Raw genomic sequence first — 12154 nt, 5'->3', positions numbered from 1 at the left:
TGCAGTCAACTATTCTACCGCGAGACCACAAAATGCAAAACCTAAACGAAAAACTGAAGGAATGGTTTAAACGACCCGGTATACTTGCGCGCAACTGGAGTCCGGCACTTTTCTGGTATCCGGAAAGCGATTCCAACCCTTTTGGAAAATTGAAAATAGACCCCTGGGAGCTGGAAGTGCTGTTTGCTACAGCGCTTGGCGAACCATCTGAGTGCTTCGATATGCTGAATCAGCGCCCCCGCTCGGGTAGCAACCAGCCTGCCATGGGCAGAGCCGACTTTATCGCCGTTAACGTAAAACGACACGAATTGCCTCTACTTACGCGCCGGGAAGATGTTGCCGACTGAAACGGTACAGCTGCTTTTCGGTGATTACTGCATCCAGCGGCATATCCCAAGGGTCCCGCGGAACATTAGGTACTTTCTGGCATTCATAGCCCACTCCTACCAGTATGGGTTTGCGCCACACTTTTCGACGCCGCAGGTACGCCAGACTGGAATCATAAAACCCGCCACCCATACCGAGCCGATAACCATGATCATCAAACCCGACCAAAGGCACAAACAGTAAATCCAGCTGGCGCGCTCGGATTTGTCTGGGCGACCAGTGTTCATGAATGCCAAATCGGTTGAGGTACCAGGTTTTCCGGTTGGTCAAACGGCTAAATTTGAGTAATTTCTGGAATTTTTTCGGGACAATCGGCAAGTAACCTACTTTACCGAGCAACAAGGCATAGTTCAGTAGAGGCAATAAATCGATTTCACCCTCAAACGGGAGATAAAACCCGATATTTCGGCGGTGAATCAGCAGCTTTTCCTGCTTTGCCACACGCAGCATACTTTGGCCGGCAACTCTGCGTTCAAGCGCTGGCACCGCATTTCTGGTTTTGCGTAAGTGGCTGCGTAACTGGCGCTTATTCACTGGTAAATCCAAGAGCTAAAAAAGAAGATCTTGCCACGCAAGAATAAAAAAGGGATAAGGCCCCCGCAAATGCCGTCAAGGATTCATTCTTGAACCTAGGGTTCAAGATGGTCACTTCCCGAGTGCTTCAGGTTCGTCCGCATAGGACGATCACACCGCACTACAATTGGTCGTAACCTTATGCTATGCATATTGGTTCAAAGAATTGAAGCCTTTAACAAACACCGCAGGGGACAACTCGAAAAATCTTGAGAGATGTAAGCCGCTTATTAGCACTTACTTTTGCAGATAATTAAAACAACTCGTCCTGCTCAGACATTGCTTGATCAATCTGCGCCTGCAATGCATCTATTCTACGCTTAAAATCCCCTACGTCAAAATCACTGGGAACCCGTGAAGACAGGAGATCATTCGTAATATTCAGCGCTGCCATAATGGCAATACGTTCAATACCGATCACCTTACCGGTATCACGAATTTCTCGCATTTTTTTGTCCAGGTAATCGACAGAAGCCAGCAGTGAATGTTGTTCATTTTCTGGACAGGCCACACGAAACTCGCGACCCATGATCGTCACATCCAGACCCTTAAATTCGGCGCTCATTCGTTACCTTCAGGAATTTGATTCAATAATGTTTCAAGGCGAATCTTAGCCCCGTTCACTTTTTCGGATAACTGCCTGTTTTCATTAACCACCGTCACCAATTGCTGTCGCAGTTGCACATTTTCTGTGCGCAAACGCTGGCACAATTGGACAAATTGGTTTATTTTCTCTTCAAGCGCTATGAGTTCAGATTCCATTCGCACACTATAATTGGAAAAATCTTGTTAAGTCAACTGGTAACAGAATCTTTTAAAAGTATTTTACTACCATTTTGACATATTATTTAGGCACTTAATCATGAGCAACATTTCGGAATTTGTTGATCCAAACGCAGATTTTGATGAAAATAATCCGCTGCGAGCGAATGCAATTCATCTACAAGGCGCCACAAAAAAAGGGAAGCCATGCTCGCTAATCAACAACACGGGAGATAGTCTTCCTCAAAACGAATTACAGGAAATTCTGGATGCGCTAATAGAAAATGACGCGTTTGGATTTAAATCTCTGTCCGCAAATGGCGGTGAAACGATCAATCTTGATCGCAAAGAGTCTTCACATATTCAGGTAGGTGAAAATCTCTACCGGCTCATCGTATTCCGTTATGTTGCAAGAATCGAAAACTTTTAATTATGGCCATGTTCTTACTTGATTATATAAAACAGCGCTGGGCGCCCAAAGGTCCCGTTGTCAATGCAGGCGTCCCACCGGAAGCTCGCCCAGACCAGGTTCCCGTTACCCGGGAATTAATCGCGCTGCATTTGGCAGGCAGCCCTCATTTACCTCAGGATGCCGAAGCACTCAATACGCTATTTGAGGCATTAAGCGACCCGTTTTTCATACAGACAGGCGCGCGCGATCTCGCTAGAAAGTTGATTCAACAGGGTAAAATCGTTGCCGATCTGGAAAAGCTGGTACAACTGCTGAATGTACTGACTAACGAAATTACGCGCCGCATGTATATCGACTCAGCCCGCCAGAAAGAAGGCGCTATCGGCATCCGCCTTTTTTCTGAAAGCCCCACCCCCATTGACGCAATTCGCCAATTGGTGGAACAGGATAGCCATGGCCTGGGCAAAGGCATTTACCCTTTTGATAGCGTACCGGAGAACCCCACTCCCGGCCAGCGTTGCGGATTTTATGTGCGCGTGGCTACAGCCGATTCTCCTGCAAAGTAGTCAGCTTCAAGCAATTCCAGTAGAATACGCCCCCTTCAGGTGCTCGACTTGCCGATCTGGCAAGTTGGGTTAAACGGGAAACAGGTGCATTTGCCAATTGGCGAATAAAGCCTGTGCTGCCCCCGCAACGGTCAGCAAGTGCGGACACATCAAAAAAGCCACTGAGCAATCAGCTTGGGAAGGCGATGTGTCAAAACTTGCGAGCCCGGATACCGGCCTGGAGACATATGTGGAAATGCTGCGGGAGGCAGCAGGCCAGGAGACTGTTTTGCTCTAGCCATCGCCTTCCCTGCATTTCCTTGCCCAAACCCACAGCTCGCGGGGTCGCTTGCTGTTACAAGGAAATGAACATGAAATACCCTTTTAAACTTACTCTAATAAGCTTGGCTCTCACTGGAACCGCTTTTGCAGATGACATCACCACTTTTCAAGGCGGGGACATTATTGTCACGGCCAGCCGCATACCTCAAAAACTCAGCACCTCGCTCCAAAGCACTACAGTAATCACCTCGGATGATATTACTAAAGCAGGACAACAATCCTTGCCAGAGCTATTACAGATCAAAGGTAATGTGGAGATCAAAACTACCGGCGGGCTTGGCCAGCAAAGCGCCATTTTCATGCGAGGCGCAAATAGCACTCACACCCTGATCCTAGTAGACGGCGTTCGTCTCGATAATGTGACTGCTGGAACAACCGCATTGGAACATATCCCGCTGAGTCAGATTGAACGAATTGAAATTGTACGCGCTCCTGCCAGTAGCTTATATGGCTCTGATGCCATCGGCGGGGTGATCCAGATTTTCACCAAAAATGGTAAAAATGCTCCAGGTGTTTCAATTAGCGCTGGCGTTGGCTCTAACCAGACTCAAAACCTGAATGCAGGTTTTGGAAGCACTTTTGGCAACACAAATTTCTACCTGCAAACAGGTTATCTTTATAACAACACTTTTTCGACGACAAATGCAGGTGCCGGCAATTATTACAATCCTGACCGTGACCCATATCGCAACACCAATCTTTCAGCAAAGATTGCACATACTTTAAATGCTGATCACGAAATCGGTGCCAACATCTTTTTAGTTGATGGCACAGCACATTTTGATGGTTACAATTCAAAATTGGACGATACAAAAATCCAAAAGCTTCGCACCTATTCTGTTTACAGCCAGAATCAGTTTACCTCGATATGGCAGAGTTTACTGAAACTAAACCGAGGACAAGATGATTACACCTTCGTAAATACAGCCTACCCTTCACATACCCGAAGCGATCAAGATCAAATTACCTGGCAAAATGATTTATCATTGGATATCGGAAAGGTTTCAGTCGGACTGGAATACCTCAAACAACACGTTGACAGTACTACTACATATAATAAAACAGATCGCAACGTGCGCTCTGCCTTTGCAGTCTACCAAAACGACTTGGGGGACCATAGCATCCAGGCTAGTGCTCGCCGGGACAACAATAGCCAATTCGGCGTGCATGATACGGGGAACCTGGGCTATGGATATCGTTTCAACCCAAATTGGCGCATGACTGCTGGAGCTGGAACCGCGTTCAAAGCACCTAATTTCCAAGACCTTTATTACCCTGGCTTCAGCAACCCGAACCTTCAGCCAGAACGCTCTCTAGGTACAGAAGCAGGCATGCACTATGCGAATGGACACAATCGCTTTGACGCCACCTATTTTGAAAACAAAATTGACGACTTGATCCAGTATGATAGTACGCTTGGTTATCCTATCAACATCAGCAAAGCGCGTATTACAGGGATGGAAGCCATGTTTGAGACGAAGTTGGCAGGAGTACTTCTTCATGCAAATTTGACGTTGCAAAAACCAATTGATGAAATAACAGGCAAAAGACTTCAAAATAGAGCCACCCAATTCGGTTCAATAACCCTCAGCAAAGGATTTGGTGCTTGGACTATTGGGAGCGAATTAACAGGAAGTGATGCACGTTTCGACTCACGAACTGAATCCTCCAGTAGCCGGATGGGTGGTTATGGATTAATCAATTTAACAACAAGCTATAAAGCGAGCAAAGAATTAACCTTCAATGCCCGTATCAACAACGTGTTTAACAAAGGGTATGAACTGGTGAAAGGATATAACACACCGGGTATCAACTTATTTGTTGGCTTGCAATATCAACCACGTTGAAATTAATAAATGCTAGTTAAGCTGATATCAGCAATATGTCTGCTTCTCGTCACGAGTACAGCTATTGCAGATATCATTGTGCATGACGACACTTCCAACGAAGTAAGACTTGCTAGCCTAGCAACCCGCATCATCAGCCTCGCCCCCCACGCTACCGAATTGTTATTTGCAGCCGGTGCCGGGGAGCGTGTGGTGGGGGTAGCAAATTACAGTGATTATCCAGCTGCCGCTCTAAGACTACCCAAAATCGGCACTTCCAACTCATTGGACCTGGAAACAATTGCCGCACTCCATCCTGATCTGATTATTGCCTGGAAAAGCGGCAATCCCGATGCGCAACTGGAAAAATTGCGGCAATTACATATCCCTATTTTTTACAGCGAACCTCAAAAAATTTCCGATATTCCGTCTACGATCGAACATTTTGGCCGATTAGCTGGCACAGAATCTTTCTCGCGGACTGCCGCAACTGCATTCCGCAATCAATTAAATAAGTTGCGCAATAATTTCTCGAACAGAAAACCCGTCAGCGTGTTTTACCAAATCTGGGACCATCCACTGATTACCATTAACGACCAGCACTTTATCAGCGATGCCATCAGTTTATGTGGCGGCCGCAATATATTTGGCAAGTTGCCTACACTGACTCCCAATGTCAGCACGGAAGCCGTCTTAATAGCAAACCCAGAAGCCATTATTACCAGTGGAATTGGAGAATCCCGGCCGGACTGGCTCAATGAATGGCAGCGCTGGCCCAAACTGCAAGCCACGCAGCACAAAACTTTATTTTTTATTCCTGCTGACTATATCAATCGCCCCAGCCCACGCATTCTGAAAGGCATTGAGCAAATGTGCACCATGATTGAACAGGCAAGAGAGCAACAAAAATAACCACTATCTACACCTGATTTCTTGCAGTAATCATTTCTTTTTTCGCCTAATTTTGCTATCGTCCGCGTCATGGTTAATGATGCAATCGACTTAAATTCCCTGCGCCGTGTTTTGGTGATCAAACTTCGTCATCATGGCGACGTCTTGCTTTCTTCACCGGTTTTTAGTGTCTTAAAAAATCATGCACCCCATCTGGAAATTGATGCACTGGTTTATCAAGATACAGCAGAAATGCTAACTTTTCATCCTGCGATCAGCCAAGTACTCTGCGTCGACCGAAAATGGAAAAAAATGGGCCTGCTCACACAGGCCGCTGCAGAATGGAAGCTGTTTTCCACTTTGCGGAACAGAAACTACGATCTCGTCATTCATCTCACAGAACACCCACGTGGTGCCTGGATCAAACGGCTATGTGGTGCACGTTATGGTGTGGCACGTAAACTACCGGAAAAGGGACGTTCCTGGGGTGACAGCTTTTCCCATCTTTATTCGTTCCCCAGAAACACACCACGGCATACTGTCGAACTTAATCTGGATGCACTGCGACGTATTGGCCTTTTTCCTGAAGAAGATGAGCGTAAGTTAGTGCTCGCACCCGGAAATGAAGCTTCCGCGTCAATGGCAAATCTGCTTGCCCAGCATAGCCTGAAAGCCGGTGAATTCATCCACCTTCACCCGACTTCACGCTGGTTGTTTAAGTGCTGGCCGGTTGAAAAAATGTCTCAGTTGATTGAGGCATTGCAGATACAAGGACACGCTATTGTTGTTACTGCGGCTCCGGACACCAGAGAACGCGATATGCTGCGAGCAATTTTAAATCCCTTGAAGCAACCTGTTGTTGATTTGTCCGGCCAACTTTCTTTAAAGCAACTTGCCGCTTTAACTGGCGCCGCAAAATGTTTCATTGGGGTGGATTCAGCCCCTATGCATATTGCTGCCGCCATGCAAACGCCCTTGGTGGCCTTATTTGGCCCTAGCGGTGAAAAAGAATGGGGGCCCTGGATGGCACCTCATCGCATCATCACCTCAAACCACACCTGCCGCCCCTGTGGGAATGACGGGTGTGGAGGAAGCAAAGTAAGTGAATGCCTGACATCGATACCTGTTGAACGGGTTTTAAGCGCCGTCCAGGAAATGTTGAAAATAGGATGAAACCAATTAAAATTGCGCTTATTCGTCAACGGTACACGGCTTTTGGCGGCGCAGAACGCTTTGTAGAACGGGCTGTACAAGCTTTGCAAGGTCAAGGTGCTCAATTAACCTTGATCACCCGTAGCTGGGATGCCAATGTAGAGCGCGAGCACTTAATCTGCGACCCTTTATATTTCGGCAATTTATGGCGGGACTGGGGGTTTGCACGGTGCGTTTGCCGCACTCTCAAGCACCAAACCTTTGATCTGATCCAATCTCACGAACGCCTCTCTTGCTGTGATGTTTTCCGTGCAGGGGATGGAGTACACCGAGAATGGCTATCACAACGTAAACGCACCATGGGCCTATTCGGCAAACTCGGTATTAATTTGAACCCCTATCACCACTATGTGATGGCTGCTGAAAAAAAAATGTTCCATAGCCCGCAACTCAAGGCCGTCATCTGCAATTCGAGCATGGTGAAAGCAGAAATCCAGCGCTATTTTGGTCTTGATGAAGCCAAATTACATGTTATCTATAGTGGCGTGGATACTGAGGCCTACCACCCTCGTCTTAAATTGGCACACCGGGAATCCATCCGCAACCAATACCAGATTCCCCAAGATGCGCCGCTGTTTCTGTTCGTTGGTTCCGGATTTGAAAGAAAAGGGCTGCCGGTTTTGCTACAGGCCATGAAACAATTGCCTGAAAACGCCCACTTGCTCATTGTAGGCAAAGATAAAAAACTCGCCTCTCTCAAGACGCAGTCGCACACTATGGGCTTATCCAGCCGTATTCATTTTGCTGGTGGCCAGCAAGACACCAAACCCTATTACGGCGCGGCTGATGTTTTTGTCCTCCCTACACTCTACGACCCATTCCCCAATGTCGCTCTGGAAGCAATGGCATCCGGCTTACCAGTAATCACCAGCCTTAAAAGCGGTGCTGCAGAATTGATCATTCAGGGCAAAAACGGCTTTGTGTGCGATGCGCTTGACCTGCCGCAATTGGTCCGCCATATGCATCAGCTTATGTCACCCGAAATGCAGATATCAACTGGTACTGCGGCCAGAGAAACCATGGCCACCAGAAATCTGGATACCATGGGAATCCAGTTACTGGAACTGTATAAAACGTTACTGCCCTCCTGAGCTCGCTCGCCTGTTACGAAGCCGTTTCAGCATCCATGGCAACTCAGGTATAATCAAACATTTTTCAGCTTCCAAACCAATCAGTTATTGGATATTAAGTAAGCACTACATGGCAAATTCGGAAATGAGCAGCAAAGACTTGTATCTGCGCTTGCTACGATACATTCTTCCCTACTGGCGGGTTTTTGCCGTATCAGTCGTAAGCACAATCGCTGTCGCCGCGACTGAACCGGCTTTACCAGCATTACTCAAGCCCTTGCTGGATGGCAGTTTTGTTAATCGCGACCAAACCCTCATCAAACTGATTCCCCTGCTGCTAATCGGGTTGTTTCTGCTACGCGGCATTTTCACCTTTACCAGTAACTATACTGTGAACTGGGTCTCCACCAAGTTGGTCACAGACCTTCGCAACCTGATGTTTCAGAAACTGATTACACTACCCACCCCTTATTACGACAATGCCTCATCCGGTGAAGTGATTGCCAATGTGGCATTTAACGTGAGCCAGGTGACCTCCGCAGGCACAAATGTCATTACTGTTTTAGTCAGGGATTTTTTTACAGTCCTTGGTTTATTGGGATGGATGCTTTACCTGAACTGGAAACTCACTTTAATCGCTTTCGCTATCGCGCCTATCACTGCGTTGATCGTCAGATTATTCAGCAAACGCTTGCGAGAAATGAGTCGCAGCAGCCAAAGCGCATTAGGTGATATCACCCATGTCCTGGATGAAACGCTGGGTGCGCATAAAGTTGTCAAGGTTTTTGGAGGTCAGGACTATGAAATCAAGCGTTTTTCAGAAGCGACCAACCGGGCACGCCGTTTCAGCATGAAACAGACTGTAGCTGCCAGTGCCAACGTGCCGCTTGTACAGCTTGTTGCGGCCATTGCTTTGGCATTGATCATCTACTTTGCCACGCTTCAGTCAAGCGGCAATCAAACCACTGTGGGCGGGTTTGTCTCTTTCATCACTGCCATGCTCATGCTGCTGGCACCGGTAAAACGATTAACCGGCGTAAGTGAGGCCCTGCAAAGAGGGTTAGCCGCCGCTGAAATTGTATTTGCATTATTGGACAAAGAGCCCGAACCGGATAGCGGAACAATTGAAATCCCCCATACACAAGGTGCACTGGAATTTCAGAATATCAATCTGGAATACGAAGCAGGATCTCATAATTTAGCACTCAAAGACTTCTCCCTTAAAATCGCACCTGGTGAGACCGTTGCCTTGGTTGGTCAGTCTGGAAGCGGCAAAACCTCTTTGGTGAATTTGATCCCCCGCTTTTATCATCCGACAAGTGGCCAAATTTTACTGGATGGGTACGACACCACAACCATCAAGCTAACCAGCTTGCGCAGTCATATTGCATTTGTCAGCCAGGATGTCGTGCTATTTAATGACACGGTCGCTGCCAATATCGCCTATGGTCAGCAACAGGCAACGATCGAAGCCATTACCGCTGCTGCAGAAGCTGCACACGCCATGGAATTTATCCACGAAATGCCTCAGGGTTTGCAAACATTGGTGGGTGAAAATGGCGTTAAACTTTCTGGCGGTCAGCGTCAGCGCATTGCCATAGCACGGGCTATCCTCAAAAATGCACCCATCCTGATTCTGGATGAAGCCACATCAGCGCTGGATACCCAATCCGAACGCCATGTGCAGGCCGCTCTGGAAAACCTGATGCAAAACCGTACTACCATTGTGATTGCCCACCGCCTCTCCACTATAGAGAACGCCGACCGCATCGTTGTCATGCAAAAAGGACGCATTGTAGAGATCGGCAATCACCGCAAACTGATAGAACAAAATGGCGTATACGCCAACTTGCATCGCATTCAGTTTGTCCATGAAAACACTCAAACGGCACAATAATGACTGGCACTCCAAACAAAACTCCGATACATATTGTTCATACCGAAGCCTCTCTCGGCTGGGGTGGACAGGAAATTCGTATTCTGACGGAAGCTGCCGGCATGATCAGGCGTGGTCATCAAGTAACTTTACTGTGCCCGCCCGAAGCAAAGATTTTTACCGAAGCAAAAACCCGTAATATCCCTGTGGTTGCTTTACCCATAGGCCGGAAAAATTTCAGTGGTTTGCTGGCCATGCGCCGTTGGCTCAAAGCCAACAAAGCCGACGTCATCAACACCCACAGTTCTACAGACAGCTGGTTAGTGGCCCTTGCTTCAGTTGGTCTTTCGCACCCGGCAGCCATTGTACGAACACGCCATATATCAGCCCCCATTCCCGATAACGCTTCTACGCGCTGGCTATACAAAAGCGCTACACAACATATTGCTACGACAGGGGAGCTATTGCGCGAGCAACTGATCAAACAAAACGGCTATTCCCCGTCGCAAATCACATCTGTCCCTACGGGTATTGATACGGAACATTTTGTTCCAGGCGACAAAACAACCGCAAGGGAAACACTGAATTTGCCGCAGGACGCAAAAATTATCGGCATTATCGCAACCTTACGCAGTTGGAAAGGCCATCAATATTTGCTGGATGCCTTCGCCCACCTTGCCGACCAAAATACCAGGCTGGTGATTGTAGGGGATGGCCCACAACATGCCGCGTTACAAACACGAATTACTGAACTCAAACTGAATGATCGTGTCACTATGCCCGGTAACCAGCTAGATGTCCTGCCGTGGTTGCAAGCACTGGATATCTTTGTACTGCCTTCTTACGCCAACGAGGGCGTACCACAAGCCATTTTACAAGCCATGTTGTGTGGCCTGCCTATTATCAGCACCCCTATTGGCAGTATTCTGGAGGCGATCCTGCCTGAACAAACGGGTTTAATAGTTGAACCAAAAAACGCACAGCAATTGCAGGAAGCGATAAACAGACTTTTACTTGACCCTGAGCTTTGTAAGGTACTAGGCAGCGCAGCCAGAGCAAGGGCACAAGAAAAATTTGGTCTCGAAGCTATGCTGGACAAAATGGAAGTGATTTTTAACAACGCTGCTACCCATGGCTAGCCGTTTTTCCTCCCGCGTTAAAATCATTACCCTCGCGTTATGGAATAGTTTTGCAACGCTTGGCAGGCGCAAATCGCCTACCGAACCCAAACGGATATTAATAGCCCACCACTTATTGCTGGGCGACACCCTTATGCTCACACCGTTACTGGCCAAACTTCGTGAGCAATATCCTGCAGCAGAAATCATTATGGCCACACCAAAAGCCATTGCTCCTCTGTACGAGAAACAACCCTATGGCGTTAAAGCCATACCGTTTGATCCCCGTGATCCTGCCACCTTTCAGATATTATTCGCCTTACGGGGATTTGACCTGGCGATAGTGCCCGGGGACAATCGCCACAGTTGGCTTGCACGCGCCCTTGGTGCAAAATGGGTGATTGCGCACGCTGCTGACCATCCTGCCTATAAGAACTGGGCAGTTGATACCCTGATTCCTTATCCAGACTTACCCGCCACATGGGGAGACATGGTAGCTGCCTTAATGCCAGGGAAACCACCGGAAGCATATCGCCCAGCTGATTGGCCATCGCCTGCATACACTCCATTCCAGTTACCCAATAGGCCTTATTGTGTGTTGCATGTAGGTGCTAGCAGCCCCCTCAAGCATTGGGATAATACCAAGTGGTTAGCTCTGGCAGAATATTTGTCCAACCGAGGCTACCAAGTAATCTGGAGCGGTGGCAAAGGAGAGGAAAAATACATTGCCACCATTGACCCTGAACAAAAATTTCCTTCCTGTGCTGGTCAGCTTACGCTTCCGCAAATGTGGCATCTGATTAAAAATGCTGCATTGCTAGTGTGCCCTGATACTGGCATCGCGCATCTGGGCAGGCTCGTTAATGCACCCACTATCACCCTCTTTGGCCCTGGCTCAGACGTCATTTGTGGAAAAGGCGAATTTTGGTCGAATAGTCCTTACCATGCGGTAACTATCGAAGATTTTCCCTGCCGCAACCAACAAAAACTTTTCAGACGAGAAATTTCATGGGTCAGGCGATGTGGCAGGAGCACGAAGGAATGCAATACCCCTCAATGCATGCATGCTATTACGTTACCTGATGTCACGAATCTAATAACAGAGATTCTTGGCTCAACCCAATAAAGATAAAACAGAAT

The 12154-nt window shown here is 47.7% G+C and carries 13 protein-coding genes, 1 other RNA gene and 1 riboswitch; of the genes, 10 read left to right on the top strand and 4 right to left on the bottom strand.

Annotation, left to right across the window (positions count from 1 at the left end; translation table 11 throughout):
- Positions 1-32: 32 nt before the first annotated feature.
- Positions 33-347, top strand: a complete 315-nt coding sequence (locus EDC63_RS12030; protein ID WP_124945476.1) for a hypothetical protein — start codon at positions 33-35, stop codon at positions 345-347.
- Here EDC63_RS12030 and EDC63_RS12025 read toward each other — a convergent pair.
- From EDC63_RS12025 to EDC63_RS12010, 4 genes are all read right to left on the bottom strand, one after another.
- Positions 319-921 carry a 5-formyltetrahydrofolate cyclo-ligase gene (locus EDC63_RS12025; RefSeq protein WP_124945475.1) on the bottom strand — a complete coding sequence of 201 codons (603 nt, stop codon included), beginning with the start codon at positions 919-921 and terminating at the stop codon, positions 319-321. The genes EDC63_RS12030 and EDC63_RS12025 overlap by 29 nt on opposite strands.
- Positions 922-977: 56 nt before the next feature.
- A non-coding RNA gene (ssrS, locus tag EDC63_RS12020) (6S RNA) lies at positions 978-1157 on the bottom strand.
- Between the two features lie 56 nt (positions 1158-1213).
- Positions 1214-1525, bottom strand: coding sequence for a cell division protein ZapA (locus EDC63_RS12015; protein WP_124945474.1), 312 nt, complete (start codon positions 1523-1525; stop codon positions 1214-1216).
- Positions 1522-1722 (bottom strand): hypothetical protein, encoded by a 201-nt coding sequence (locus tag EDC63_RS12010; protein WP_124945473.1) that lies wholly within the window; start codon positions 1720-1722, stop codon positions 1522-1524. Before EDC63_RS12010 ends, EDC63_RS12015 begins: the two co-directional genes overlap by 4 nt.
- Positions 1723-1822: 100 nt before the next feature.
- Between EDC63_RS12010 and EDC63_RS12005 the strand changes: the two genes are divergently transcribed.
- The 9 genes from EDC63_RS12005 to EDC63_RS11965 all read left to right on the top strand — a co-directional run bounded on the left by EDC63_RS12005 (position 1823) and on the right by EDC63_RS11965 (position 12140).
- On the top strand, positions 1823-2152 hold the full coding sequence (locus EDC63_RS12005) for a hypothetical protein (RefSeq protein ID WP_223248184.1): 330 nt from the start codon (positions 1823-1825) through the stop codon (positions 2150-2152).
- Positions 2153-2154: 2 nt separating this feature from the next.
- Complete coding sequence (locus EDC63_RS12000; RefSeq protein ID WP_124945472.1) at positions 2155-2700, top strand: hypothetical protein; 546 nt, start codon at positions 2155-2157, stop codon at positions 2698-2700.
- A gap of 20 nt (positions 2701-2720) precedes the next feature.
- Positions 2721-2935: riboswitch (cobalamin riboswitch) on the top strand.
- Positions 2936-3050: 115 nt separating this feature from the next.
- Complete coding sequence (locus EDC63_RS11995; protein ID WP_165922993.1) at positions 3051-4868, top strand: TonB-dependent receptor domain-containing protein; 1818 nt, start codon at positions 3051-3053, stop codon at positions 4866-4868.
- Between the two features lie 9 nt (positions 4869-4877).
- A complete protein-coding gene (locus EDC63_RS11990) occupies positions 4878-5759 on the top strand; it encodes a cobalamin-binding protein (protein WP_124945470.1) in 882 nt (293 codons plus the stop codon).
- A 69-nt stretch (positions 5760-5828) separates the two neighbouring features.
- The gene (rfaQ, locus tag EDC63_RS11985) at positions 5829-6911 is read left to right on the top strand and encodes a putative lipopolysaccharide heptosyltransferase III (RefSeq protein WP_124945469.1); all 1083 of its coding nucleotides are present in this window, start codon (positions 5829-5831) and stop codon (positions 6909-6911) included.
- The gene (locus tag EDC63_RS11980) at positions 6908-8041 is read left to right on the top strand and encodes a glycosyltransferase family 4 protein (RefSeq protein ID WP_124945468.1); all 1134 of its coding nucleotides are present in this window, start codon (positions 6908-6910) and stop codon (positions 8039-8041) included. Before rfaQ ends, EDC63_RS11980 begins: the two co-directional genes overlap by 4 nt.
- 124 nt (positions 8042-8165) lie before the next feature.
- The gene (gene msbA, locus EDC63_RS11975; RefSeq protein WP_223248183.1) at positions 8166-9917 is read left to right on the top strand and encodes a lipid A export permease/ATP-binding protein MsbA; all 1752 of its coding nucleotides are present in this window, start codon (positions 8166-8168) and stop codon (positions 9915-9917) included.
- Positions 9917-11035, top strand: coding sequence for a glycosyltransferase family 4 protein (locus EDC63_RS11970; RefSeq protein WP_124945466.1), 1119 nt, complete (start codon positions 9917-9919; stop codon positions 11033-11035). Before msbA ends, EDC63_RS11970 begins: the two co-directional genes overlap by 1 nt.
- The gene (locus EDC63_RS11965; protein ID WP_124945465.1) at positions 11028-12140 is read left to right on the top strand and encodes a glycosyltransferase family 9 protein; all 1113 of its coding nucleotides are present in this window, start codon (positions 11028-11030) and stop codon (positions 12138-12140) included. The genes EDC63_RS11970 and EDC63_RS11965 overlap by 8 nt, the downstream gene beginning before the upstream one ends.
- Positions 12141-12154 lie beyond the last annotated feature (14 nt).

This window comes from Sulfurirhabdus autotrophica (assembly GCF_004346685.1).
GTDB lineage: Bacteria > Pseudomonadota > Gammaproteobacteria > Burkholderiales > SMCO01 > Sulfurirhabdus > Sulfurirhabdus autotrophica.
This window is presented reverse-complemented; position numbering and strand designations above follow the sequence as displayed.

What these genes read in the sequence shown, in the direction of transcription:
- EDC63_RS12030 (WP_124945476.1), top strand. Translation starts at nt 33, where the DNA reads ATGCAAAACCTAAACGAAAAACTGAAGGAATGGTTTAAACGACCCGGT.
- EDC63_RS12015 (WP_124945474.1), bottom strand. Translation starts at nt 1,525, where the DNA reads ATGAGCGCCGAATTTAAGGGTCTGGATGTGACGATCATGGGTCGCGAG.
- EDC63_RS12010 (WP_124945473.1), bottom strand. Translation starts at nt 1,722, where the DNA reads ATGGAATCTGAACTCATAGCGCTTGAAGAGAAAATAAACCAATTTGTC.
- EDC63_RS12005 (WP_223248184.1), top strand. Translation starts at nt 1,823, where the DNA reads ATGAGCAACATTTCGGAATTTGTTGATCCAAACGCAGATTTTGATGAA.
- EDC63_RS12000 (WP_124945472.1), top strand. Translation starts at nt 2,155, where the DNA reads ATGGCCATGTTCTTACTTGATTATATAAAACAGCGCTGGGCGCCCAAA.
- EDC63_RS11995 (WP_165922993.1), top strand. Translation starts at nt 3,051, where the DNA reads ATGAAATACCCTTTTAAACTTACTCTAATAAGCTTGGCTCTCACTGGA.
- EDC63_RS11990 (WP_124945470.1), top strand. Translation starts at nt 4,878, where the DNA reads ATGCTAGTTAAGCTGATATCAGCAATATGTCTGCTTCTCGTCACGAGT.
- rfaQ (WP_124945469.1), top strand. Translation starts at nt 5,829, where the DNA reads ATGGTTAATGATGCAATCGACTTAAATTCCCTGCGCCGTGTTTTGGTG.
- EDC63_RS11980 (WP_124945468.1), top strand. Translation starts at nt 6,908, where the DNA reads ATGAAACCAATTAAAATTGCGCTTATTCGTCAACGGTACACGGCTTTT.
- msbA (WP_223248183.1), top strand. Translation starts at nt 8,166, where the DNA reads ATGAGCAGCAAAGACTTGTATCTGCGCTTGCTACGATACATTCTTCCC.
- EDC63_RS11970 (WP_124945466.1), top strand. Translation starts at nt 9,917, where the DNA reads ATGACTGGCACTCCAAACAAAACTCCGATACATATTGTTCATACCGAA.
- EDC63_RS11965 (WP_124945465.1), top strand. Translation starts at nt 11,028, where the DNA reads ATGGCTAGCCGTTTTTCCTCCCGCGTTAAAATCATTACCCTCGCGTTA.